Annotated in this window: 25 protein-coding genes; 22 read left to right on the plus strand and 3 right to left on the minus strand. The window is 58.9% G+C overall.

Features of this window, described 5'->3' with window-relative positions; translation table 11 throughout:
- The first annotated feature begins 137 nt into the window (after positions 1–137).
- The 4 genes from QEZ52_RS05855 to QEZ52_RS05870 all read left to right on the plus strand — a co-directional run bounded on the left by QEZ52_RS05855 (position 138) and on the right by QEZ52_RS05870 (position 4,095).
- Entirely contained in the window at positions 138–1,370 is a 1,233-nt protein-coding gene (locus tag QEZ52_RS05855; RefSeq protein WP_406648583.1) for an MFS transporter, read from the plus strand.
- The gene (locus QEZ52_RS05860; RefSeq protein ID WP_406648584.1) at positions 1,370–2,776 is read left to right on the plus strand and encodes an MATE family efflux transporter; all 1,407 of its coding nucleotides are present in this window, start codon (positions 1,370–1,372) and stop codon (positions 2,774–2,776) included. Before QEZ52_RS05855 ends, QEZ52_RS05860 begins: the two co-directional genes overlap by 1 nt.
- Positions 2,776–3,648: a 50S ribosomal protein L11 methyltransferase gene (locus tag QEZ52_RS05865; RefSeq protein ID WP_406648585.1), complete on the plus strand. Its 873-nt coding sequence runs from the start codon at positions 2,776–2,778 to the stop codon at positions 3,646–3,648. The genes QEZ52_RS05860 and QEZ52_RS05865 overlap by 1 nt, the downstream gene beginning before the upstream one ends.
- Positions 3,649–3,750: 102 nt before the next feature.
- Entirely contained in the window at positions 3,751–4,095 is a 345-nt protein-coding gene (locus QEZ52_RS05870; protein WP_406648586.1) for a hypothetical protein, read from the plus strand.
- Positions 4,096–4,369: 274 nt separating this feature from the next.
- Here the strand turns inward: QEZ52_RS05870 and QEZ52_RS05875 are convergent, their stop codons facing one another.
- Entirely contained in the window at positions 4,370–4,585 is a 216-nt protein-coding gene (locus tag QEZ52_RS05875; RefSeq protein ID WP_406648588.1) for a DUF1127 domain-containing protein, read from the minus strand.
- 319 nt (positions 4,586–4,904) lie between these two features.
- Here QEZ52_RS05875 and ruvC point away from each other — a divergent pair, with 319 nt between their 5' ends.
- The 17 genes from ruvC to folD all read left to right on the plus strand — a co-directional run bounded on the left by ruvC (position 4,905) and on the right by folD (position 20,759).
- Positions 4,905–5,402 (plus strand): crossover junction endodeoxyribonuclease RuvC, encoded by a 498-nt coding sequence (gene ruvC / locus QEZ52_RS05880; RefSeq protein ID WP_406648590.1) that lies wholly within the window; start codon positions 4,905–4,907, stop codon positions 5,400–5,402.
- Positions 5,399–6,088 carry a Holliday junction branch migration protein RuvA gene (gene ruvA, locus QEZ52_RS05885; protein ID WP_406648591.1) on the plus strand — a complete coding sequence of 230 codons (690 nt, stop codon included), beginning with the start codon at positions 5,399–5,401 and terminating at the stop codon, positions 6,086–6,088. The genes ruvC and ruvA overlap by 4 nt, the downstream gene beginning before the upstream one ends.
- Positions 6,089–6,146: 58 nt before the next feature.
- Entirely contained in the window at positions 6,147–7,166 is a 1,020-nt protein-coding gene (gene ruvB, locus QEZ52_RS05890) for a Holliday junction branch migration DNA helicase RuvB (RefSeq protein ID WP_406648592.1), read from the plus strand.
- Between the two features lie 98 nt (positions 7,167–7,264).
- Positions 7,265–7,906, plus strand: coding sequence for a hypothetical protein (locus QEZ52_RS05895; RefSeq protein ID WP_406648593.1), 642 nt, complete (start codon positions 7,265–7,267; stop codon positions 7,904–7,906).
- 38 nt (positions 7,907–7,944) lie between these two features.
- Positions 7,945–8,328 (plus strand): tol-pal system-associated acyl-CoA thioesterase, encoded by a 384-nt coding sequence (gene ybgC, locus QEZ52_RS05900; protein WP_406648594.1) that lies wholly within the window; start codon positions 7,945–7,947, stop codon positions 8,326–8,328.
- A 107-nt stretch (positions 8,329–8,435) separates the two neighbouring features.
- A complete protein-coding gene (tolQ, locus tag QEZ52_RS05905) occupies positions 8,436–9,131 on the plus strand; it encodes a protein TolQ (RefSeq protein WP_406648595.1) in 696 nt (231 codons plus the stop codon).
- 3 nt (positions 9,132–9,134) lie between these two features.
- Complete coding sequence (gene tolR / locus QEZ52_RS05910) at positions 9,135–9,620, plus strand: protein TolR (RefSeq protein ID WP_406648596.1); 486 nt, start codon at positions 9,135–9,137, stop codon at positions 9,618–9,620.
- A 9-nt stretch (positions 9,621–9,629) separates the two neighbouring features.
- Entirely contained in the window at positions 9,630–10,763 is a 1,134-nt protein-coding gene (locus QEZ52_RS05915; protein ID WP_406648597.1) for an energy transducer TonB, read from the plus strand.
- A complete protein-coding gene (gene tolB / locus QEZ52_RS05920) occupies positions 10,760–12,079 on the plus strand; it encodes a Tol-Pal system beta propeller repeat protein TolB (RefSeq protein ID WP_406648598.1) in 1,320 nt (439 codons plus the stop codon). The genes QEZ52_RS05915 and tolB overlap by 4 nt, the downstream gene beginning before the upstream one ends.
- An 82-nt stretch (positions 12,080–12,161) precedes the next feature.
- Positions 12,162–12,665 (plus strand): OmpA family protein, encoded by a 504-nt coding sequence (pal, locus tag QEZ52_RS05925; protein ID WP_406648599.1) that lies wholly within the window; start codon positions 12,162–12,164, stop codon positions 12,663–12,665.
- A 4-nt stretch (positions 12,666–12,669) separates the two neighbouring features.
- A complete protein-coding gene (gene ybgF, locus QEZ52_RS05930; RefSeq protein WP_406648601.1) occupies positions 12,670–13,494 on the plus strand; it encodes a tol-pal system protein YbgF in 825 nt (274 codons plus the stop codon).
- The gene (gene tilS, locus QEZ52_RS05935; protein ID WP_406648602.1) at positions 13,491–14,744 is read left to right on the plus strand and encodes a tRNA lysidine(34) synthetase TilS; all 1,254 of its coding nucleotides are present in this window, start codon (positions 13,491–13,493) and stop codon (positions 14,742–14,744) included. The genes ybgF and tilS overlap by 4 nt, the downstream gene beginning before the upstream one ends.
- Before the next feature lie 78 nt (positions 14,745–14,822).
- Positions 14,823–16,736, plus strand: coding sequence for an ATP-dependent metallopeptidase FtsH/Yme1/Tma family protein (gene ftsH / locus QEZ52_RS05940; protein ID WP_406648603.1), 1,914 nt, complete (start codon positions 14,823–14,825; stop codon positions 16,734–16,736).
- A 135-nt stretch (positions 16,737–16,871) separates the two neighbouring features.
- On the plus strand, positions 16,872–17,447 hold the full coding sequence (locus QEZ52_RS05945) for an MOSC domain-containing protein (protein WP_406648604.1): 576 nt from the start codon (positions 16,872–16,874) through the stop codon (positions 17,445–17,447).
- A gap of 169 nt (positions 17,448–17,616) precedes the next feature.
- A complete protein-coding gene (locus tag QEZ52_RS05950) occupies positions 17,617–19,293 on the plus strand; it encodes a formate--tetrahydrofolate ligase (protein ID WP_406646164.1) in 1,677 nt (558 codons plus the stop codon).
- 153 nt (positions 19,294–19,446) lie between these two features.
- Entirely contained in the window at positions 19,447–19,785 is a 339-nt protein-coding gene (locus QEZ52_RS05955; protein WP_406646163.1) for a chorismate mutase, read from the plus strand.
- 56 nt (positions 19,786–19,841) lie between these two features.
- Complete coding sequence (gene folD, locus QEZ52_RS05960) at positions 19,842–20,759, plus strand: bifunctional methylenetetrahydrofolate dehydrogenase/methenyltetrahydrofolate cyclohydrolase (protein WP_406646162.1); 918 nt, start codon at positions 19,842–19,844, stop codon at positions 20,757–20,759.
- A gap of 103 nt (positions 20,760–20,862) precedes the next feature.
- Here the strand turns inward: folD and QEZ52_RS05965 are convergent, their stop codons facing one another.
- The gene (locus QEZ52_RS05965) at positions 20,863–21,225 is read right to left on the minus strand and encodes a PaaI family thioesterase (protein WP_406648605.1); all 363 of its coding nucleotides are present in this window, start codon (positions 21,223–21,225) and stop codon (positions 20,863–20,865) included.
- 206 nt (positions 21,226–21,431) lie between these two features.
- Here QEZ52_RS05965 and QEZ52_RS05970 point away from each other — a divergent pair, with 206 nt between their 5' ends.
- Positions 21,432–22,202, plus strand: a complete 771-nt coding sequence (locus tag QEZ52_RS05970) for a LytTR family DNA-binding domain-containing protein (protein WP_406648606.1) — start codon at positions 21,432–21,434, stop codon at positions 22,200–22,202.
- 219 nt (positions 22,203–22,421) lie between these two features.
- Here the strand turns inward: QEZ52_RS05970 and pdeM are convergent, their stop codons facing one another.
- Positions 22,422–23,102 carry a ligase-associated DNA damage response endonuclease PdeM gene (gene pdeM, locus QEZ52_RS05975; RefSeq protein WP_406648607.1) on the minus strand — a complete coding sequence of 227 codons (681 nt, stop codon included), beginning with the start codon at positions 23,100–23,102 and terminating at the stop codon, positions 22,422–22,424.
- Positions 23,103–23,128 lie beyond the last annotated feature (26 nt).

Raw genomic sequence — 23,128 nt, forward strand, 5'->3', positions numbered from 1 at the left:
CCGTGTGGTGGGGATCTGGGCCCGATCATGGAGTTCTCCGGGCGGTGTCGCAAATATCTCTGCGCATGGGTGCAGACCGGCTGTGCGTCGCCTGATTTCCCCTATCCAACTTCCCGGGACAGGCGTATGTGCGAAGGATGACCCAGTTCGTTCCTCTTGCCCAAGCCAAGGACCTGCCGCTGTGGCGCAGGCCAGTAGCTCTGTTGTTTGTGACAGCCATGGCCATGCCAATTGCGTTTTACGCCTGGTATGCCCTGCTGAACAATTTTGTCATCGAAGCTGCGAATTTCGATGGGGCCGATATCGGCCTGTTGCATACGGTACGCGAAATCCCCGGCTTTGCCGCTATTGGGGTGATCGCCATTCTGTTGTTTGTACGCGAACAGGTGTTGGGGCTGGTGTCGCTGGCGCTGTTGGGAGTCGCCACGGCCTTTACCGCCTGGTTTCCGCATCTGACCGGCATTCTGACGCTGACATTCCTTAGTTCGCTGGGGTTTCATTATTTTGAGACGGTAAATCAGTCATTGCAGCTGCAATGGTTGCCCAAGAACAAGGCCCCGCAGATGATGGGCTGGCTGATGGGGGCAGCGTCGGCGATGACGTTGGTGGTGTTCGTGCTGATCGTGCTGATGTGGGAAACGCTGAACCTGTCTTATAACATCGTGTTCATGGTGGCGGGCGGCGTAACTGCGTTGATCGCGCTGGGCAGTCTGGTCGTCTATCCTCAGTTTGAGGCTGAGGTGGTCCAGAACAAGACGATGGTGCTGCGCAAGCGCTATTGGCTGTATTATGCGCTGCAATTCATGTCGGGGGCGCGGCGTCAGATATTTATGGTATTTGCCGGGTTCATGATGGTCGAGCGCTTTGGCTTCGAAGTCCATGAACTAACCAGCCTGTATCTGATCAATCTGGTGATCAACATGATTGCCGCACCGTTTCTGGGCAAAATGGTCGGTCATTTCGGTGAACGCCGTGCGCTGATCCTGGAATATGTCGGGCTGACCATCGTGTTCCTGGCCTATGGCGGGGTGTATTGGTTTGGATGGGGCGTCATGCTGGCAGCGTTTCTGTATGTGGTCGACCACATACTGTTTGGCTTTGCGCTGGCGTTGAAGACCTATTTCCAGAAGATCGCGGATCCTGCGGATATAGCTCCTACGGCGGCCGTGGCTTTTACGATCAACCATATCGCGGCGGTGTTTCTGCCGGTGGTCTTGGGATTGTTATGGGTGATTTCTCCGGCCGCGGTGTTCGGGTTGGCGGCCTGTATGGCGCTGACCTCGCTGGGGCTGTCGATGCTGATCCCGCGCCATCCTGAGGCAGGCAATGAAACGGTGCTGACCAAATACGCACCGGCACCGGCGGAATAATGGCCGCCGTGAAGGAACAACAGGGGCGGTTCCTGACCGGATCGACCATGGGGCATGTGGTGCGCATGACGTTGGCCGGGGCGATGGGGATCACCTTTGTGTTTCTGGTGGATGCGGCGAACCTGTTCTGGATTGCCAAGCTGGATCAGCCGCGCCTGATGGCCGCCATCGGGTTTTCCTTTGCCATTCAGTTTTTGTCGGTCAGTTCGGGGATCGGGTTGATGATCGCGGCCACGGCGTTGATCTCGCGCGGGATTGGCGCGGGCAAGCGCGGGTTGGCGCGACGACAGGCGACCAGCGTCGTAATTCTGGCGTTTGTGATCCAAAGCCTGGTTGGTCTGGTAATTCTGGTCTTTCGTCATCAAATCCTGGCGCTGTCGGGGGCGACCGGGGAAACCGCCGCGCTGGCAGCGCGGTATTTGGCCATGACCGTTCCGACGCTGGGGGTAATGGCGGCGGGGATGATTGCCAGCGCCGCCCTGCGGGCCGAAGGCGATGCGATGCGGTCGATGTCGGTGACGCTGGCCTCGGGTGGGGTGGCGATGATTATCGACCCGATCATGATCTATGGGCTGGGCATGGGGCTGGATGGTGCGGCCATTGGCGTCGTGGTGTCCCGGTTCATCATGCTGGGCGTGGCGATCTATTTTGCAACTGTCAGCCACGATCTGCTTGCCCGCCCGCGCAGGCGGGACTGTTGGGGGAGCTTGCGGCCTTATTTCATCATTGCCGTCCCGGCGATCATGACCCAATTGGCCACGCCGGTCGGAAACTACGTGATGACTGCTGTCATGGCGCAATTTGGTGACGACGCAATGGCCGGATGGGCGGTGGTCGGGCGGCTGACCGTGGTGGCCTTTGGCGGCATCTTTTCGCTGGCAGGGGCCATTGGTGGCATTTTCGGTCAAAACTTTGGCGCACGGAATTACGAGCGGGTGCGGTGCACCTATCGCGACGCGGTGATCTTTGGCCTGATCTATACGATTGTAACCTGGGCCATACTGGCCCTGAGCGGACCCATGATCGGGCGGGCGTTTGCTCTGGAGGGGCTGTCGATGCAGGTCCTGACGGCCTTTACCACGATGGGGGCAGGCGGGTTTGTGTTTGCCGGCCTGTTGTTCGTGTCGAATTCCGCCTTTAACGCATTGGGCAAACCACGTCGCGCCACGGCGACCAATTGGATACGGGACGGGCTGCTAACCTTGCCGATCGCAATTGGATTGGCGGCCTGGTTCGGCGCAACGGGTGTGATCTATGCCCAAGCGGTGTGCTCGATGCTTGTGGGGCTGGCTGCGTGCTTGTGGGGGTGGCATTATGTGACCTGTCTGAACCGGCAGGCTCTGCCGCCGCTTGACCTTGCCCCGCCGCGTCCTTACGCGAATGCTGACAGATTTCGGAGACGCTGATGCCTACCTTTACTGCTTTGACCACCCTGCCCGGAAAAGCCCCCGCTGAAAAGCTGGGCGAAGCCATGGAGCGCCTGATCCCGGAACCCACCGGAATCGGAGTGTTCGAGGTCGAAGATGGATCAGGTCTGTGGGAGGTAGGTGCCTATTTCACCGAAACCCCTGACGACACCGCGTTGGCGGTTCTGGCGGCTGCCTTTGGGGCCAAACCCTTTGTGGTGTCTGAATTGCCCGAAACCGATTGGGTCGCCCATGTAAAGCGCGAGTTGGCTCCCGTGGAGGCCGGTCGGTTCTTTGTCTATGGCAGCCATGATGCCGACAAGGTCCCCGCCGACAAGATCCCGTTGCTGATCGAGGCGGCCATGGCATTTGGCACCGGGCACCACGGCACGACATTGGGCTGCCTCCTCGCGCTCGATCATCTGATCGACCAGGGGTTCAAGGCCGACAGGCTGGCCGACATCGGATGTGGTACAGCTGTTCTGGCCATGGCTGGTGCGCGGGTGTGGGATGGGACGTTCCTTGCGTCCGACATCGACCAGGTCGCCGTCGATGTCGCGGTGGCGAATTTGGACGCCAATGGTATGGCCGGAGCCGTTCAATGTCTGGAGGCGGCAGGCTTTGATCACCCGGATCTGCAAGCCCATGCACCTTATGATCTGGTCTTTGCCAATATTCTGAAAGGCCCACTGGTCGCATTGGCACCGGACCTCACCGCGCATCTGCGCCCGGGGGGATATGCCATTTTGTCAGGGATTCTGAACGAACAGGCCGAAGACGTGACAAGTGTCTATATTCAGAACGGAAACAATCTTGTCCGTTCTCAGGAAATTGGTGATTGGACGACGCTGCTTTTGCAGAAGAAGGCATGATTTAGGCAAGTTTTAGGGGCATTTTAGGCACTTGCCCCATTTCTGCCACAATTCAATCTCAGTTTTATGCATCCACTGGTGGGGGCCAGTTTGGAGGCTGCCATGAGCGAGGAAGCTCTTCAGTTCAAAAATCGCTTGCGTCGTCTGGAACGCAAGCACACTGCAATGTCCAACGGGTATCGCGCTCAGCTGCGATCCGATGGCCTGATCATGATGACGCCTCAGCGCAAGAAGTCTGCGATTTCCGGCCGGGCTGTCATTCTATTTGTTCTGGCGTTTCTGGCATTCAAGGGATTCCTGATCGCCAATATCGGGATTGAGGGATATCAGGATCGAGTTGATCGCCTGCGATCCGGAAATGCGGTGGAAGCTGCCGGATCCTGGGTCATGCAGATTGACCCCGCATCAGAGCTGATCGCGGAAAAGATTGGACCGGTGCTGCGCTGAGCCCTGCGACGTACATGTTTTGTACGGACTGACACAAGGGATCGCACAATTTGTGCGGTCCCTTGTCTGTGTTCGCCCGGTTTCTTGTCGGGCAAGACGCGCCGATGCACCCTGATCCAGGCACCTTTCGGGCGCTTCTACGTAATTTGAAATCAGGTGCCCAGGGCGGTTCGAACGGACTTGGCTCGTGGCAATGAAAAACGCCGCACAACTTGCGTTGTACGGCGCTCTGAATAACCCCGAGGGAGGAACTGGGGTCAGGAATGTATCCTGCTCAGAAAACCCGGTTCGATTGCGAAACATAGTCGATATCGCCGCGGATCATGCCGATATCTTCCAGTTCGCGATCCGTCAGGTCAGACAGTGCGTTGCGTGTGACGCGGGCGTCATTCCATTCAACAATCGCCGCTGCAATTGCCGAGAAAGTCGCGCCGATACGACCGGCGAAGCCCAACGAGCCATAAGTACGAGTAGTGTCGAATGCAGCCATATCCTCTGTCCTTTTATTTGAGTTTCAGTTTTGCGTTTCGATGAGGGGCATGTAGGGCTGTCTTTTCGCCGGAGCAAGGGATGAATATGCAAGGGTCATATGCATTTTCAGCATAGCTCGGACCCTTTAATATTAAGGCTGAAACACTTGTGATCGCGGCACAGGGAAAATGTCGTTTTCGCGCTCGGAATGGGTCGAATCCAGACCTCTTGCAGAGCTGTTTTCTACAAAATGGATCACGGCAAAAGCTTTGGACATGTTCGCGTTTTGTGCTATTGGATCGAAAACAATCGAAAAAAACTGGCGGGCGGGGTCTTGTATGCGAATTTTGGGCATTGATCCGGGGTTGAGAACCCTGGGATGGGGCGTCATCGAATCGCGCGGAAGCAAACTGAGCCATGTCGCCAACGGGCTGTGCAAGTCGGATGGGGACGATTTGGGCGAACGCCTGTTGTCGCTTTATAACCAAGTGAAAGAGGTGATCGACGCCTATCAGCCCGATCAGGCCGCGATTGAACAGACATTCGTCAACAAAGATGGCGCTGGCACCCTGAAGTTGGGCCAGGCGCGCGGGGTGGCCTTGCTGACATTGGCGCAGGCCGGATTGCCAGTCGGAGAATACGCCCCCAATCGGGTCAAGAAAACGGTTGTTGGCGTCGGCCACGCGGAAAAGGAACAGGTCCTGCATATGGTCAAGCTGCAATTGCCCGGGTGTGAACCAAAGGGGCCCGACGCCTCGGATGCGCTCGCCATTGCGATTTGCCACGCCTATTATGGGGCGGTTCAAACGATGCGGATCAAGGAGGTCGGGGCATGATTGGCAAGCTCATCGGTCGACTGGACTACCGGACACAGGACCATGTGCTGATTGATGTGCGTGGGGTCGGCTATATCGTCTATTGCTCGGATCGCACCATGGCGAGCTTGCCCGGGGTGGGCGAAGCTGTAGCGCTCTATACGGATATGGTGGTGCGCGAAGATCTGATGCAGCTGTACGGTTTCACGTCGCTGGTCGAAAAGGAATGGCACAGGCTGCTCTGTTCGGTGCAGGGGGTTGGGGCCAAGGTGTCTTTGGCCATTCTCGGGACATTGGGCACCGACGGGGTCAGTCGCGCCATCGCGTTGGGCGACTGGGCGACCGTCAAGGCGGCCAAAGGCGTTGGTCCCAAAACCGCGCAGCGGATCGTGCTGGATCTCAAGGACAAGGCACCGGGTGTGATGGCGATGGGCGGGACAGTTGCCGAAGCCCTGGATGGGCCGGAATTGTCCGTTGTCGAGGATTTCGACGCACCCAAAACCACAAAGGTTTCCCAGCCACGCAAGCCATCAAAGCAGGCGCAGGACGCCCAGGCACAGGCGGGTGCCTTGTCGGCTCTGTCCAACCTCGGGTATGGACCCAGCGAGGCAGCGGCGGCCGTGGCAGAGGCGGCGGCGACAGAGACTGATGCTGGCGAGACGGACCTGATCAAGGCGGCGCTGAAATTGTTGGCGCCCAAGTCGTGAGCTGCACATGCTCCATCCCGGCGTCCATCCCGGTCAGTGTGCGCGCGGGAGATGAGAAATGATTGACGCAGATCCCGCCCTGAGGCCAGCCCCTTTGCCCGAAGACAATGACCGTGCGCTGCGACCTCAGGGGTTGGACGAGTTCATTGGCCAGGCCGAAGCGCGATCGAACCTGCGGGTGTTCGTGCAATCAGCACGACAGCGTGGCGAGGCCATGGACCATACCTTGTTTTACGGCCCGCCAGGGTTGGGCAAGACCACTTTGGCCCAGATCATGGCGCGTGAATTGGGGGTGAACTTCCGCATGACCTCGGGGCCGGTTCTGGCCAAGGCGGGGGATCTGGCGGCCATCCTGACCAACCTGGAGGCGCGGGACGTCCTGTTTATCGACGAAATTCACCGCCTGAACCCAGTGGTCGAAGAGGTGCTTTATCCAGCGATGGAGGATTTCGAGCTGGACCTGGTGATTGGCGAAGGACCGGCGGCACGGACCGTGCGAATTGAACTGCAGCCCTTTACGCTGGTCGGGGCCACAACGCGGATGGGCCTGTTGACCACGCCGCTGCGGGACAGGTTCGGCATTCCGACGCGGCTCCAGTTCTATACGGTGGACGAACTGCACGAAATCGTGCGCCGCAATGCCCGCAAGCTGGGCGCACCGGCGGATGATGATGGCGCGCGTGAGATCGCCCGCCGCGCCCGCGGCACACCCCGGATTGCCGGGCGGTTGCTACGTCGCGTGGTCGATTTTGCTGTGGTCGAAGGCGACGGGACGATCACCCGTGCCCTGGCGGACAGTTCGCTGAGTCGACTGGGTGTGGATCATTTGGGGCTGGACGGGGCCGACCGGCGGTATCTGCATCTGATCGCTGAAAACTATGCCGGGGGACCCGTTGGGGTGGAAACCATCGCTGCGGCCCTATCGGAAAGCCGGGACGCCATCGAGGAAGTGATTGAACCCTTTCTGTTGCAGCAGGGGTTGGTTCAACGCACGCCGCGGGGGCGGATGCTGGGGCAAAAAGCCTGGGATCACATGGGGCTGCCCATGCCACGCAAGTCGCGGGATCTGTTCGAGTAGCGCAACGCGATGCACCCGTGTGCGGCCCTGCCTCTTGTCGGGAGCGGGCTTTGCAGGCATAGACGCGGCACATTTTTGCCAACAGCCGGACGATCCGCATGACACCTGAGAATATCGAACGCTTGTTCACTGGCCGCGATGGGAGTTATCGGTTTGCCCGCTGGGGGCGCCCGATTGCCCCGATTGCCTTTGGCGTCGAAGAGCAGACGCTGGGCGTTGTCAAAGGTGCGCTGGAAGCGCTGGTGGGTATGGCAGGTCATGAGCTGACGGACATGGACCCCGAATTGGGGTCGAACCTGATGTTCTTTTTCTTTCGGGACTGGGACGAACTGCTGGATGTCCCGGATCTGGGGCGTCTCATTCCGGGGTTGGAGCCTTTGGTCGACCGGCTCAAGGCCGCGGATGCGAGCCAGTATCGGGCCTTTCGGTTTGACGATCACGGTGCCATTCAGGCGGCCTTTGTGTTCCTGCGGATGACTGGGCCATTGGCGGAGATGCCCGCGGAAACGCTGGCCTTGACCCAGGCGGTTCAGGTTCTGTTGGTGTGGGGCGATGCGGCGTTCTCCGAAAGCTCGCCTCTGGCCATCCTGCCCGACAGCGGGGCGACCGTGTTGCGTCCAGACATCGCCAATGTGATTGTCGCGGCCTATGATCCGATTATGCCGTCTGTGGCTCAGGACAAAAGCCACGCGCTCAGGCTGTTTGCGCGGGTGCATGCCGCTCAGAGTGGCGGTGATTGATCCCTGCCGATCCGGCTGTCATGCCAGAGGAGAGACATATGCCCTATGAGTTCCCGGTGAGCGTCTACTATGAAGACACCGACATGGGCGGTATTGTCTATCATGCGAACTATCTGCGTTTCATTGAACGGGCGCGCAGTCATTGGGTGCGCTCCATTGGGCAGGATCAGAATGCGCTGCGCGAGGCTGGATTGATCTTTGCCGTTTCCCGGATCGAAGCTGATTATCTGGCACCGGCCCGGTTTGAGGATGCATTGATCGTCGAAACCACAGTCACGGCGGTGTCACCCGCCCGGCTGACCCTGCACCAAACCGTGCGCCGTGATGGCACGGATCTGTTTCGGGCTGTGGTCACGGTCATCTGCATGACGCTGGCGGGAAAACCTCAGCGTCTCCCGGCAGAGATTCGCGCATTCCTGTAACAAAACCCGGTTTTGCGGCGGATTGATTGGCTTTCCCCGTTGATCTGCGATAGTTTAAGGCCAACCAAGACCGCATCGAGACGGTCGACAGGCAAAAGAGCAGGCAGATGGAAGCAGAAACTCTGGCTTTGGCACAGGAGATTGATTTCTCCATGTGGGGGCTTTTCGCGCGGGCCACTTTGACGGTCAAGCTGGTCATGGTGGTGTTGGTTGTGGCCTCGACCTGGTCCTGGGGTATCATCATCCAAAAACTCTTGAATTATCGCTCGGCCCGGGCCGAGGCGGACAAATTCGACCGGTCCTTTTGGTCGGGCGAGCCTCTGGATGGTCTGTTCGACCAGATTGGCACCCAACCTTCGGGATCGTCTGAAAAGATCTTTGCCGCGGGGATGATCGAATGGCGGCGCAGCCACCGCAATGACGGCGGGTTGATTGCAGGTGCCCAGGCGCGCATCGACCGGTCGATGGATGTCGCAATCAACAAGGAATCCGAAGCACTGCAAAAGGGGCTGCCGGTTTTGGCCACCGTGGGGTCCACAGCGCCGTTCATCGGGTTGTTCGGTACTGTTTGGGGGATCATGTCGGCCTTTATCGAAATTGCCGAACAGCAGAACACCAATCTGGCCGTTGTGGCACCTGGGATTGCCGAAGCGTTGCTGGCCACAGGGTTGGGGCTGCTCGCAGCGATTCCGGCTGTCATCTTTTATAATAAACTGAGCGCCGACAGTGATCGGATCGTCGCAGGCTATGAGGCCTTTGCGGATGAGTTCGCCACGATCCTCAGCCGCCAGCTGGACGCCTGAGCCATGGGGGCCGGGGTTCAGCAGAACGCTCCCGAGGCGCGACGCCGTGGACGCAGGCGCCACCGATCGCGGCCCATGGCCGAGATCAATGTGACCCCCTTTGTTGACGTGATGCTGGTGTTGCTCATCATCTTTATGGTGGCTGCTCCGTTGATGACGGTTGGGGTTCCGGTCGAGCTGCCCAAAACGGCGGCTGGTGCCCTTCCGGGCGATGATGAGGAACCTTTGACCGTGACCATTACCGCAACCGGGGATGTGCAGATCCAGACAACATCCGTAAACCGCGCCGAACTGGTGGGCAAGCTGCGCGCCATTGCGGCTGAGCGTAGTTCGGACCGGGTGTATTTGCGCGCGGATGGGGGGATCGCCTATGAACAGGTCATGCAGGTGATGGGTGCGCTGAATGCAGGTGGATTTACGAATGTGGGGCTGGTGACGGACACTGGTGGTCCAAAATTGGATGCTGGCACAACCGGCCAGGGTGAGTGAGGCAGCCGCGTGCAGACCGGCAGCAAAATTTCCGTGGCGATCCACCTGGGACTGGTGGGGTGGGCGCTCTTTGGCGGGACGTTTGACAGCGAGCCGTTGCCATTTGATGTACAGGAGGTTGCGGTGATTTCGGCCCAGGAGTTCGAAGCGTTGAGCGCACGACCTGCCACGCCAGAGGTGTCAAACGATCCTGCTGCTTTGGTGCAGCCAACGCCCGTCCCTGACGCACCGACACCGGACCCGGTGGAAGACGTGGCCCCTGTGGTCAAACCGCCGGAACCGACGGCACCCCCGGTCGCGGAACAGACGCCACCGACTCCGCAACTGCCCGATCCGTTGCCGGAACCCGACGTTGCCGACACCACGTCAGTGATTGCAAGCTTGCCCGAGCCAACACCAGAACCTGAGCCTTTGGCCCCGTTGGTGGCCAAACGCCCCAAAACCCGTCCGGCGGACCGGGTTGCGCCCGTGCCCGTCGCCCCGCCGCCGCCCGAGGCCGTCCCAGACCCGGTTCAACAGCCCGAAATTGCGGCAACAGAAGGTGCGGACGCCGAGCGTGAGGTTCAGGAGGCGACAGCCCCCGAAGAAGCCAGCGACCGGATCGAGACCGAAGCCAATCGCGAGGAAGAGACCCAGACCGCGGCCTTGGCCCCGGCACGGTCCTTGCGTCCTCCGTCGAACCGACCGGAACGTCCGACAGAGCGGCCCGCCCAGCCTGCCCAGCGTGACGCTGTCGCAGACGCATTGGCCGAGGCATTGACGGGTGCGCAGACCAGTCCCCAGACCGATGCAACCGAACAGGCGGACATTCCGACTGGTCCTCCGCTGAGTGCGGGAGAGAAAGACGCATTGCGGGTGGCCGTTTCAAGCTGCTGGAATGTGGGGTCCCTGTCCTCAGAGGCGTTGAACACCACGGTCGTTCTTGCCGTGTCTATGAGCCAGCAGGGCAAGCCGGATGTCGGATCCATCCGAATGCTGTCGAGCGAAGGCGGTTCGGCAGCGGCGGCCAAACAGGCCTATGAGGCCGCCCGGCGCGCGGTCATTCGCTGCGGGGCCAAGGGGTACAATTTGCCAGCCGATAAATATGCGCAATGGCGCGACATCGAAATGACATTCAATCCGGAAAGGATGCGGATCAAATGAAGAAAATTCTGTCCTGCCTCCTCTTGGGGCTTTCTCTTGTGGCCCCGGCCGTTCAGGCACAGACTGGTCCCTTGCGGCTGGAAATCACCGAAGGCGTGATCGAACCCTTGCCCTATGCGGTCCCTGACTTCACCGCCTCGGGGTCTGGCGGGGCCGAGATCGCCAACCAACTGACACGGGTGGTTGCTGCTGATCTGTCTGGCACCGGATTGTTCCGCGAAGTACCGGTGGATGCACATATCAGCCGGATCACGGATTTCAACGCGCCGGTGCGTTATGCGGATTGGAAAGCGATCAACGCACAGGCGCTGATCACCGGTTCGGCGCAAGTTACGGGCAATCAGCTGACGGTTCAGTTCCGTGTTTATGACGTGTTTTCCGGTGCCGAGTTGGGCAATGGACTGCAGTTTGCTGGCACAACTGCCGGATGGCGCCGGATGGCGCATAAGGTGGCGGATGCTGTTTACAGCCGGATCACCGGCGAGGGCGGCTATTTCGACAGCCGCGTGGTGTTCGTTTCGGAAAGCGGACCCAAGAACGAACGTCGCAAGCGGCTGGCGATCATGGATTACGATGGGGCCAACGTGCAGTATCTGACAGACAGTTCTGCAATCGTGCTGGCACCGCGGTTTTCGCCCACCGGCGACCGGGTTCTTTATACCAGTTACGAAAGCGGCTTTCCCCAGGTGCATGTTCTGGATGTGGGCAAGGTGCAGCGCCGGGTCATTTCTTCGCGCGAGGGCGTCATGAGCTTTGCGCCACGGTTTGCGCCGGATGGGCGCACAGTCGTCTATTCGGAAACTCAGGGCGGCAATTCGGATATCTTCACCATGGATATCAATGGCGGCAGCCGCAAACAGTTGACCAGCGCCCCCTCGATCGAAACCGCACCATCGTTCTCTCCGGACGGGCAGCAGATTGTTTTTGAAAGCGACCGCTCCGGGACACAGCAATTGTATGTCATGCCCGTCGGCGGCGGCGAGGCGAAGCGGATCAGCTTTGGCAAGGGGCGCTATGGCACCCCGGTCTGGTCCCCGCGCGGTGATCTGATTGCCTTTACCAAACAAAGCAAAGGCCGGTTCCACATCGGTGTCATGCGTGTGGACGGCAGCGAAGAGCGCCTGTTGACCGCATCGTTTCTGGACGAAGGTCCAACTTGGTCTCCGAATGGGCGGGTGATCATGTTTGCACGTGAAACTCAGGGTGCCAGCGGGCGGGCCCTGTTGTATTCTGTCGACATCAGCGGGCGAAACCTGCGTCCTGTCCGAACTCCTGACGGCGGGTCAGACCCTGCCTGGTCACCCTTGCAAAAGTGAGAAAACAGCGAATACTGACGGTATGTTTCTCGCAATGAATAGACGCAAAATTAATACCTGGCGGCAAAATAGGGCTATGAGCATGAAACTCTCAACGAAACTGATGATGATTTGTGCCGGACTGGCGCTGTCGGCCTGTACCAATGCGGCGGGCTGGAACGATGATGATGGGGCCAATGCGGTGGATTTGAACCAGCCTGGATTGGTAAACGATATCACCAGCCCGGCCTATTTTCAGCAGGCCATCGGGGACAGGGTGCTGTTTGCCGTGGACCAATCCACTCTGAATGCAGAAGCGCAGACACTGTTGGCCGCGCAGGCACAATGGTTGATCGACAACCCGTCCTATACGGCCACCATCGAAGGACATGCCGATGAGCAGGGTACGCGGGAATACAACCTTGCGCTTGGGGCTCGTCGCGCGAACGCGGCGCGCGAATATCTGGTGACGCGCGGGGTTGCTGGCAATCGGGTCAAGACATTGTCGTACGGCAAGGAACGCCCGATCGAAATTTGCAGCGAAGAAAGCTGCTATTCCCGAAACCGTCGCGCGGTTACGGTTCTGGCTGCCGGTTTGACAGGATAAGACCATGCGCACACTCGCTTTGGCTGTGATTTTTTCGGTTTTTTCTGCCGGGACAGCGGTTCAGGCCCAGGATCAGCAGACACTGGCGGATATCCGCCAGGAGTTGACGGTGCTGCATGTGGAGATTCAGCGGCTCAAGCGGGAATTATCGACCACGGGTGCGCCATCGACCAATCTGTCCGGCACCAGCGTGCTGGAACGGGTCAATGCCATCGAAACCGAATTGCAACGCCTGACATCGCAGACCGAACAGTTGGATTATCGGATCAAGCGGGTGGTCGCTGATGGCACCAATCGGATCGGAGATCTGGAATTCCGTCTGGTCGAACTGGAAGGCGGAGACGTCAGCACGTTGGGGGAAACATCAACCCTGGGGGGCGTCACTGACGCACCATCTGGGACGACGGTTGCACCACCGACGGGTGGCACCATAGGCGGCGAACTGGCCGTCGGAGAAAAAGCTGATTTCGACGCGGCCCGTGCGGCCCTGGAAAACGGCGACTACCAGACGGCCGTTTCCGGTTTCGCGGCTTTTGATCAGGCCTATCCCGGCAGCCCCTTGGCGGCCACAGCGCATCTTTTGCGCGGGCAGGCGCTGGACGGTATTGGCGACACCCGCGAAGCGGCCCGCGCCTATCTGGCCAGTTTCACCCGCGATTCAACCGGAGCGACCGCGCCACAGGCTTTGGTCGAATTGGGGGCAGCCTTGGGACGGTTGGGACAAACCGAACAGGCCTGCGTGACTTTGGGGGAAGTGCGGGTCCGGTTCCCGGTGTCCGACGCGGTTGCAAAGGCTGACCAGGAATTGACCGCACTGGGCTGTTCTTGACCATCCCCGACGCCGATATCCTTTCGGCGGTCCGGGCGCAGTTCAAGGGCGTCCTGCCTGACCAGTTGGGCGTGGCGCTGTCGGGTGGCGGCGATTCAACGGCCCTGCTGCACATCCTGCATCAATGTCTGAAACCCGAAGGCACGGTGATGTTTGCCGCGACCGTGAACCATGGTCTGCGCGAAGGTGCCGAAGCCGAAGCCCGCCAGGCGGCGGTTTTATGCGACTCTCTGGGGATCGAACATACGTTGTTGTATTGGCGGGGCTGGGATCTGCAGGGCAACTTGCAGGATCAGGCACGCCGTGCCCGGTATCGGTTGTTGACGGACTGGGCCAAGAGCAAAGGCATCCCGGTTTTGGCATTTGGTCACACTGCGGACGATCAGGCGGAAACGGTTCTGATGCGCATGGCGCGCGCGTCTGGTGTGACGGGTCTGTCTGGGATGCCGGTGCAACGGACCGTGGATGGCGTCACCGTGTTCCGGCCGTTGCTGGGGATCAGCCGAAAGATGCTGCGCCATTATCTGGAGCAACACGACATTGGCTGGTCTGAGGATCCATCGAACGACGATCTGCGATTTGAACGGGTTCGCATTCGCAAGGCGATGGAGGTCCTGGAGCCCCTCGGTCTGACCGCCATGTCGATTTCGCAGGTGGCTGAAAACGTCAGCAAGGCGCGCGAGGCGCTGGATTGGTACACGTTCCTGGCGGCCCGCGACATGACCGTTGTCACCGCAGGCAGCCTCATGCTGGACATGCGCAAATTTCGGACCCTGCCGGTAGAAACTGCGCGGCGTCTGTTGGTGCGAACGATGAACTGGATCAGCGGTGCCGACTACCCGCCACGCCGGACCGCGGTCGGCGATGCGCTCGAAGCGATTCGCGGCGGGCAATCGCTGACGTTGCATGGTTGCCGGGTTTTGAGCCGCGGAAACCACAGTTGGATTTGTCGCGAATTGCAGGCCGTGCGCGATCTCGCGGTGCCGGCGGGCCTGAAATGGGACGGGCGTTGGCACCTGCATGGCGGGGATGTGACAGGGTGCGAAATCCGCCCATTGGGCGAATTAGGGCTCCGAGAATGCAAGGAATGGCGTGAAACGGGCCTTCCACGTGAAGTTTTAATGGTGTCACCGGCCCTGTGGAAAGGCACCGAATTGGTCGCCGCACCCTTGGCTGGATGGGCCAACGGGTGGGATGCGCAACTGGACGGAGGGCACGAAGAGTTCTTTGCATCGCTTTTATCGCATTGAACCTGCCCCAATCATCTCTATTTTAGTTGTCTGAGCCAAGCTGACTGTTGATCAGCCTCGAATTTGGGAGAGTTTCCTTTGGGCAACGTACGAAATATCGCCTTCTGGGTTGTGTTGTTTCTGTTGATCCTTGCCTTGTTCAACCTGTTCAGCGGGTCGGGCAGCACATTGCAGAGCCGCGAAATCACATACTCGGATTTTGTGAACTCGGTGAATGAAGGCGAAGTGACGCAGGTGACGCTGGACGGCGAACAGATCCGGTTCCGCGGATCCGATGGTCAGGACTATGTCACGATCAAACCGGGAGACGCCGAAGTCACCGATCTGTTGATCGGAAAGAGCATTCCGATCCGCGCAGAAAAACAGCAGCAATCGGGGTTCCAGTCCTTCCTGGTCACCTTGTTGCCCTTCCTTCTGTTGATCGGTGTCTGGGTCTACTTCATGAACCGGATGCAAGGCGGCGGCAAAGGCGGTGCCATGGGCTTTGGTAAATCCAAGGCCAAGATGCTGACCGAAAAACATGGCCGCGTCACCTTTGACGATGTTGCCGGTATCGATGAAGCCAAGGAAGAGCTGGAAGAGATCGTAGAATTCTTGCGCAACCCGCAGAAATTCAGCCGCCTGGGCGGCAAGATCCCCAAGGGCGCATTGCTGGTTGGTCCTCCGGGTACGGGTAAGACGCTGCTGGCCCGCGCCATCGCAGGCGAGGCGGGTGTGCCGTTCTTCACCATTTCAGGGTCTGACTTTGTCGAAATGTTCGTGGGTGTCGGCGCGTCTCGTGTGCGCGACATGTTCGAACAGGCGAAAAAGAACGCGCCCTGCATCGTCTTCATCGACGAAATCGATGCCGTGGGTCGTCATCGTGGTGCCGGTTATGGCGGTGGCAACGACGAACGCGAACAGACGCTGAACCAGCTGCTGGTCGAAATGGACGGTTTTGAGGCCAACGAAGGCGTCATCATCCTGGCCGCGACCAACCGCAAGGACGTGCTTGACCCTGCGCTGCTGCGTCCGGGCCGGTTCGACCGCAACGTCACCGTTGGCAACCCCGACATCAAGGGCCGCGAAAAGATTTTGGGCGTGCATGCGCGCAAGACCCCGCTGGGCCCTGACGTCGATCTGCGCATCATCGCGCGTGGTACGCCGGGTTTTTCTGGTGCCGATCTGGCCAACCTGGTGAACGAAGCCGCTCTGATGGCTGCCCGTGTCGGTCGCCGCTTTGTCACTATGGAAGACTTTGAGCAGGCAAAGGACAAGGTGATGATGGGGGCCGAACGCCGGTCCATGGTGCTGACACAGGACCAAAAGGAAAAAACCGCCTATCACGAAGCCGGTCATGCGGTTGTTGGTCTGAAGTTGCCTGAATGCGATCCGGTCTACAAGGCGACGATCATTCCGCGCGGCGGTGCCCTGGGGATGGTGGTCAGCCTGCCAGAGATGGACCGTCTAAACTATCAAAAGGCCGAATGTGAACAGAAACTGGCCATGACCATGGCGGGCAAGGCGGCGGAAATCATCAAGTATGGTGAAGAAAACGTCTCGAACGGCCCTGCTGGTGACATCATGCAGGCCAGCCAACTGGCGCGGGCCATGGTGATGCGTTGGGGCATGTCGGACAAGGTCGGAAACATCGACTATGCCGAAGCGCACGATGGATACAGCGGCAATACTGCCGGTTTCTCCGTCTCGGCCCACACCAAGGAAATGATCGAGGAAGAGGTCAAAGGCTTTATCCAGAATGGATATGACCGTGCCTTTAAGATCCTGACCGATCATCACGACGAATGGGAACGACTAGCCGAGGGCCTGTTGGAATATGAGACCCTGACCGGTGATGAAATCAAACGGGTGATGAAGGGTGAACCGCCTCACGAAAGTGACGATGAGGATGGGTCGGACGAGGGAAGCGCACCATCGGTGACGGCAATCCCGAAAACCAAACCCAAGAAATCTCCGCCCGAAGGCGGGATGGAACCAGAACCTACGGCCTAAGCTGCCTCAGTGAAGGACCAAGGCCCGGAGACTCCATGTCGCCGGGCCTTTTTTTGTGATTGTAGCTGCAGTTTGCCGCGGACAGGTCTGTCTGGATGGAACGAGCTGTGGCAAAGGTGAACGGAGGACACAGCCATGCCCACATTGATCGAAACCGAATACACCGGTGAAATTGTCTGGCTGGGCCACGTGGCGCAAGGGGAAAGCCTTCGCTCCGTGCCGCGCGACAGTCTGACGTTGGGCTTTGACGGCGTCGCGCGCGAACAGCACGAGGGCTTGACAGCACCGTCCTGTGTGCGGGTGCGAAACCTGCACCCCGAAGGCACCAAAATTGCCAATGTTCGGCAATTGTCGATTCTGTCCCAGGAGGAATTGGACGTCATTGCCGCCGAGATGGAGATGGAAACATTGGACCCGTCGTATTTGGGGGCCACAATGGTGGTGCGCGGAATTCCCGATTTCACCCATATTCCGCCGTCCTCACGTTTGCAGGGCCCGGATGGCTGTACGCTGGTGGCGGATATGGAAAACCGTCCCTGCATCTTTCCAGGCCGCGAAGTTGAGGCCGACTCGCCCGGGCATGGGCCAAAATTCAAACCCGCAGCGACGGGTCGGCGAGGAATCACCGCCTGGGTACAACGTCCTGGGGCGTTGAAACGGGGGGACAAGATCCGGCTTTTTGTTCCGGACCAACGCGCCTGGGCCCCCTGAACCCCTCTCAGGTTTCCGATCTGAAACAGCATCTGACCACTACGCCGCTTCACGGCGTAGAAATGTCGGAAATCACGCGCTTGCGACACGCAATGGCGGATACACACTGGGCCAGTGTCGGCAATGGTATGCCGAAATTCCGTCAACACGACAGATCAGGGATCTACCCATGAGCTATAAGAGCGACATTGAGATTGCGCGCGAGGCGCAGAAGAAGCCTATTCAGGAGATTGGTTTAAAGATCGGGATTGGGCATGAGGATTTGTTGCCTTATGGTCATGACAAGGCGAAGGTATCGCAGTCTTTCATCAACTCTGTTCAGGGCAATGATGATGGCAAGCTGATCCTGGTGACGGCGATCAACCCGACGCCTGCGGGCGAGGGCAAGACCACGACGACAGTTGGTCTGGGTGATGGTCTGAACAAGATCGGCAAGAACGCGATGATCTGTATTCGCGAGGCGTCCCTGGGTCCGAACTTTGGCATGAAGGGTGGTGCCGCAGGCGGTGGTTACGCTCAGGTTGTGCCGATGGAGGAGATGAACCTCCACTTTACCGGTGACTTCCACGCGATCACCTCGGCGCATTCTCTGCTGTCGGCGATGATCGACAACCACATCTATTGGGGCAACGAATGCGATATCGACACCCGTCGCGTCGCATGGCGTCGTGTTGTCGACATGAACGACCGCGCCCTGCGGGTGATCACCGCGTCTTTGGGCGGCGTGTCCAACGGGTTCCCGCGCGAAGCCGGTTTTGACATCACTGTTGCGTCCGAAGTCATGGCGATCCTGTGCCTGGCCAACGACCTGAAAGACCTGGAAAAGCGTCTGGGCGACATCATCGTTGCCTATCGTCGTGACAAGACCCCGGTTTACTGCCGCGACATCAAGGCCGAAGGCGCGATGACCGTTCTGCTCAAGGACGCGATGCAGCCGAACCTGGTGCAGACCCTGGAAAACAACCCGGCGTTTGTACACGGCGGCCCGTTCGCCAACATCGCCCATGGCTGTAACTCGGTCATTGCCACCAAGACGGCGCTGAAAATCAGCGACTATGTGGTGACCGAAGCCGGTTTTGGTGCTGATCTGGGTGCTGAAAAGTTCATGAACATCAAATGCCGCAAGGCAGGCATCGCACCGTCCGCGGTTGTGCTGGTTGCCACCGTGCGCGCGATGAAGATGAACGGCGGCGTGGCCAAGGCCGATCTGGGCGCTGAAAACGTCGAGGCCGTGAACGCGGGCTGTGCCAACCTGGGCCGTCACATCGAGAACATCAAATCCTTTGGTGTGCCGGTTGTGGTTGCGATCAACCATTTTGTCACCGACACCGATGCCGAAGTTGCTGCGGTCAAAGCCTATGCCGAAACCCATGGTGTCGAGGCGGTTCTGTCGCGTCACTGGGAGCTGGGGTCCGAAGGGTCTGCTGATCTGGCGCGCAAAGTTGTTGAAATCGTTGATGCGGGTCAGGCCAATTTTGCCCCGATCTATCCCGATGAGATGTCTTTGTTCGACAAGATCGACACCATCGCCAAGCGGATCTACCGCGCGGACGAAGTGCTGGCCGACAACAAGATCCGCAACCAGCTGAAGGAATGGGAAGACGCAGGATACGGCAATCTGCCGGTCTGCATGGCGAAAACCCAATATTCCTTCTCGACGGATCCGAGCTTGCGCGGTGCGCCAGTGGGCCATTCGGTTCCGGTGCGCGAAGTGCGCCTGAGCGCGGGTGCGGGCTTTATCGTTGCGGTCTGTGGTGAGATCATGACGATGCCGGGTCTGCCGCGCAAACCGGCGTCCGAAAGCATCCGCTTGAACGACGACGGCCAGATCGAAGGCTTGTTCTAAGACGGAAATTGCGACATTCAGCGGCCCGGGGAAACCCGGGCCTTTCTGAGTTTTACCCTATGTTTGGGGGCGCAGTGCACATCGGATTGCGCCACCACAAAGACCGGCCCGTTCCCCTTCTGTTAAGACGAAGCAAATTCTGGGGCCGGGGCTATGACAACCATGACGACGATGACGACATCAAAACTGCCACAGGCCAGACCACCCCAGGAGTGTGCCGACATGGGTGCCTTGCGGGCGCAGATTGACCGGTTGGATGGCGATTTGATCGCGATGCTGGCGCTGCGGGCGGGCTATATTGACCGGGCGATTGCGCTCAAGTCCGACAATGGCTGGCCTGCGCGTATTCCGGATCGGGTCGAGGAAGTGGTCGCCAATGCCCGCGCCGCGGCAGAGACCAAAGGTCTGGACCCGGATCTGGTCGAAGATCTGTGGCGGCGGCTGGTGGAGTGGTCGATTGCCCGCGAAGCGCAGGTGATCCGGGAAGTCTGAAGGATACGAGATTAGGCGGATCTTTACCTGTCCGCTGCACAAAGGAAGAGAGAGCAATGGCTGCAAATATCATTGATGGGAAGGCCTTCGCGGCCACCGTACGGGAAAAAGTGGCGGGCCACGTGTCGCGCCTGAAGGAAGAACACGGGATCACGCCGGGCCTGGCGGTTGTGCTGGTGGGTGAAGATCCGGCCAGCCAGGTCTATGTGCGCTCGAAGGGCAAGATGACCGTCGAGGTCGGCATGAATTCGATCGAGCACAAGCTGGACGCGGACACATCAGAGGCGGATCTGCTGGCGTTGGTGGATCAGCTGAACAATGACCCGGCGATCCACGGCATCCTGGTGCAGCTGCCGCTGCCCAAGCATCTGAACGAAGACCTGGTGATCAATTCGATCAGCCCGGCCAAGGATGTGGACGGGTTCCACATCTCGAACGTGGGCCTGTTGGGCACCGGTCAGAAATCGATGGTGCCCTGCACGCCGCTGGGCTCGTTGATGATGCTGCGCGACTATCACGGCAGCCTGTCGGGCATGAACGCGGTTGTGATCGGGCGCTCGAACATCGTCGGCAAACCAATGGCGCAGCTGCTGCTGGGTGACAGCTGTACGGTGACCATCGCGCACAGCCGCACCAAGGATCTGCCGGACGTGGTGCGCGGTGCCGATATCGTGGTCGCCGCCGTGGGCCGTCCCGAAATGGTACAGGGCGACTGGATCAAGGAAGGTGCCACCGTGATCGACGTGGGCATCAACCGCATCCCGGCACCGGAAAAGGGTGCCAATGAAGACGGAAGCCCCAAGATGAAGCTGGTCGGCGACGTGGATTACGCCTCGGCAGCACAGCGCGCCGGTGCCATCACCCCGGTCCCCGGCGGCGTTGGCCCCATGACCATCGCCTGCCTGCTGGCCAACACCGTCACAGCCGCCTGCCGCGCCAACAACCTGCCCGAACCAGAAGGCCTCACAGCCTGATCCGCGGAAAACCAACAAACAAACCAACAAAGGCGGCCCACCTAAAGGGCCGCCTTTGTTGGTTCTTCGGGGAGTAGACGCAAAACTGGAGAATTGGGGGTAATCAGACCGGAATCATCGTGCCCTGCAACACGGCGATCAAAACCTCCCGATCCCCGGTACGGGCAAACACGTCGGCCGACACGACAACAAGACGACGACCGCGTTTGAGAACTTTTCCTCGCGCGACCAGCCTGTCGCCTTGCCCCGACGCGAGCAGATTGATCTTGATCTCTGCCGTCATTACCTCGCTGTCTTCTTCCATCACCGAGAGCGCTGCATAGCCTGCGGCAGTGTCCCCCAGGGCGAAAGTCAGGGCCGCATGAGCGACTCCGTGTTGTTGACGACTGCTCTCCAGAATGGGAGCTGACAAGGTGACAACGCCCTTTTCAATCATGTCGATTTCAACACCCAGAGTTTGCATCATACTTTGTTTTTGAAAACTCTGCCGGATTCTGGATTCTATTGTTTCGGACATTCCATCGCACGCATTCTGTTAAGTTTACTGGATGTTTACAGGCTTTTGCGATCTGTTGTAATCAATAATGGGAATTGTTGTTTTTGATTGCCTAGTTAGACGTGAACGGCATCCAAAGACTTTTGCGGAAATTGAGAAATGAGTTTAGCGTCTGTATGCTGAAAAAGTTAAGCAATTTGACCCTGTCTGCCCCACTCATTGTAAATCTGTTGAGCTATGTGTCATTGGCGCTTTTATTGGCTTATTCGGGGCCCTTTGGAACTTTGAAGCTGGGTCATTTCGGCTATCGATTGGTTTTTTGGGGAACCATTGTCATTGGCGCGGTTTTGGTCGGGCGGTTTTGTCGGCATGTCATTGATCGCATGTCACCCAAAGTTGGTGCATTGCAGCGTGATGCGCTGGTGATTCTGGCGATGACTGTTCTGGTAACCCCGTTGTTGTGGGGGTTTATTCGGATCATGGCTGGCAATACGCTGATGGTGTCTTTGCTAGGATCGGCGCAATATGTTGTCTTTGTAACGGCAGGGTTTTGCGTATTTCGGAGATCCCTGCCAGGGTCAGAATTGCAATGGTATTTCCCGGTGCACCCCGAGAGGCAGTTGCAGGAAGACATCAGGCCCCGGATCGCGCGGCGATTGCCTGATGGGTTCGTTTACCCCGTATTGCGTCTGACCGTTGATGATCACATGGTCGAAGTGGTCGGACCGGAAGGGGCTCATAAATTGCGCATGCGGTTTGCGGATGCCATCGAAGAGATGGAACCGATCGAAGGTGTCTATACCCACCGATCACATTGGATCACACGGACTGCGATTGCCCGAAGCGTTCGGGAAGATGGTCAGGTGCGGGTGCAATTGGTGAATGGTGATCTGGTGCCCGTCAGCCGAAAACACCGCAAGCAACTGGAAGAGGCACAGCTACTATAACAGGGGTGACAACATCGGGCACCTCAATTGCATTGGTTGGGTGTGAGTGATGCCTGATTCATTTGTGTCATCCACGAACAGGCAGTTCTGCCAGATGTGGCGGATCACGGTTTATTTTGAAAAGTGGTTGCAGGTGAAACCACGCGGCCTGGGCCCATGCATCATGATCTGGTCAGGATATAAGGCCAGAAGAGCGCCTGTTCCGGGCGAGGCATGTCATCAGGGACGGCGAGGCATTGGGATCGGCAGGGGAGAAGACCCTGTCAGGATCGCAAGCGCAGGCTCTTGCATCAGTTGGACCAAGGGGGCGTCAGTACACCGCAATCCCCCGGTATATGTGCCATAAGCCGGCAGAACGACACGGGCCGTGTCCACCAGAAACGCGGGACGGGCGGTGCCGCGCAATTTTGCTTTGGGATGATAATGGCCAGAGACCTCGCCTTGCGCGACCGGGTCGGCGATATGCCGAAACACCAAGGGTGCAAGCTTTAGGTCCTGAAGATGGGCCCCGCCAAGTTCAACTGGACCGGGGTCGTGATTGCCTTGGATCCAGATCCAACGCCGCCCTGCCTGTAAGCCGGTCAACTGCATCCGCGCCGTATCGGACAGAGACTGTGCCGACGCGAGATCATCAAAGCTGTCGCCTAGACACACCACTGTGGCAGCATCGGTTTTGGTGATGTCCTGGGACAACCGGTCCAGAGTGTCACGGGTTTCATACGGCGGCAGAACCGGACCGCCGCGTCGGGCCAGGCGTTCCGCCTTTCCAAGGTGGAGGTCCGAGACGCACAGCAAACGCTGATCTGGCCACCACAAGGCACCAGTACCCAGGGCGCACAGGGGCACCCCTGCCAGAGAAAATTGAAAGCTGTTCTTGATGTGTTCCATTGTTCCAGTCATGACCGAACCCCGGTTTGGCTGCAAGA

This window comes from Aliisedimentitalea scapharcae (assembly GCF_045277565.1).
GTDB classification, from domain to species: domain Bacteria; phylum Pseudomonadota; class Alphaproteobacteria; order Rhodobacterales; family Rhodobacteraceae; genus Aliisedimentitalea; species Aliisedimentitalea scapharcae.

Coding starts and splice junctions, on each gene's coding strand:
- QEZ52_RS05855 (WP_406648583.1), top strand. CDS start 138: ATGACCCAGTTCGTTCCTCTTGCCCAAGCCAAGGACCTGCCGCTGTGG.
- QEZ52_RS05860 (WP_406648584.1), top strand. CDS start 1,370: ATGGCCGCCGTGAAGGAACAACAGGGGCGGTTCCTGACCGGATCGACC.
- QEZ52_RS05865 (WP_406648585.1), top strand. CDS start 2,776: ATGCCTACCTTTACTGCTTTGACCACCCTGCCCGGAAAAGCCCCCGCT.
- QEZ52_RS05870 (WP_406648586.1), top strand. CDS start 3,751: ATGAGCGAGGAAGCTCTTCAGTTCAAAAATCGCTTGCGTCGTCTGGAA.
- QEZ52_RS05875 (WP_406648588.1), bottom strand. CDS start 4,585: ATGGCTGCATTCGACACTACTCGTACTTATGGCTCGTTGGGCTTCGCC.
- ruvC (WP_406648590.1), top strand. CDS start 4,905: ATGCGAATTTTGGGCATTGATCCGGGGTTGAGAACCCTGGGATGGGGC.
- ruvA (WP_406648591.1), top strand. CDS start 5,399: ATGATTGGCAAGCTCATCGGTCGACTGGACTACCGGACACAGGACCAT.
- ruvB (WP_406648592.1), top strand. CDS start 6,147: ATGATTGACGCAGATCCCGCCCTGAGGCCAGCCCCTTTGCCCGAAGAC.
- QEZ52_RS05895 (WP_406648593.1), top strand. CDS start 7,265: ATGACACCTGAGAATATCGAACGCTTGTTCACTGGCCGCGATGGGAGT.
- ybgC (WP_406648594.1), top strand. CDS start 7,945: ATGCCCTATGAGTTCCCGGTGAGCGTCTACTATGAAGACACCGACATG.
- tolQ (WP_406648595.1), top strand. CDS start 8,436: ATGGAAGCAGAAACTCTGGCTTTGGCACAGGAGATTGATTTCTCCATG.
- tolR (WP_406648596.1), top strand. CDS start 9,135: ATGGGGGCCGGGGTTCAGCAGAACGCTCCCGAGGCGCGACGCCGTGGA.
- tolB (WP_406648598.1), top strand. CDS start 10,760: ATGAAGAAAATTCTGTCCTGCCTCCTCTTGGGGCTTTCTCTTGTGGCC.
- pal (WP_406648599.1), top strand. CDS start 12,162: ATGAAACTCTCAACGAAACTGATGATGATTTGTGCCGGACTGGCGCTG.
- ybgF (WP_406648601.1), top strand. CDS start 12,670: ATGCGCACACTCGCTTTGGCTGTGATTTTTTCGGTTTTTTCTGCCGGG.
- QEZ52_RS05945 (WP_406648604.1), top strand. CDS start 16,872: ATGCCCACATTGATCGAAACCGAATACACCGGTGAAATTGTCTGGCTG.
- QEZ52_RS05950 (WP_406646164.1), top strand. CDS start 17,617: ATGAGCTATAAGAGCGACATTGAGATTGCGCGCGAGGCGCAGAAGAAG.
- QEZ52_RS05955 (WP_406646163.1), top strand. CDS start 19,447: ATGACAACCATGACGACGATGACGACATCAAAACTGCCACAGGCCAGA.
- folD (WP_406646162.1), top strand. CDS start 19,842: ATGGCTGCAAATATCATTGATGGGAAGGCCTTCGCGGCCACCGTACGG.
- QEZ52_RS05965 (WP_406648605.1), bottom strand. CDS start 21,225: ATGATGCAAACTCTGGGTGTTGAAATCGACATGATTGAAAAGGGCGTT.
- QEZ52_RS05970 (WP_406648606.1), top strand. CDS start 21,432: ATGCTGAAAAAGTTAAGCAATTTGACCCTGTCTGCCCCACTCATTGTA.
- pdeM (WP_406648607.1), bottom strand. CDS start 23,102: ATGACTGGAACAATGGAACACATCAAGAACAGCTTTCAATTTTCTCTG.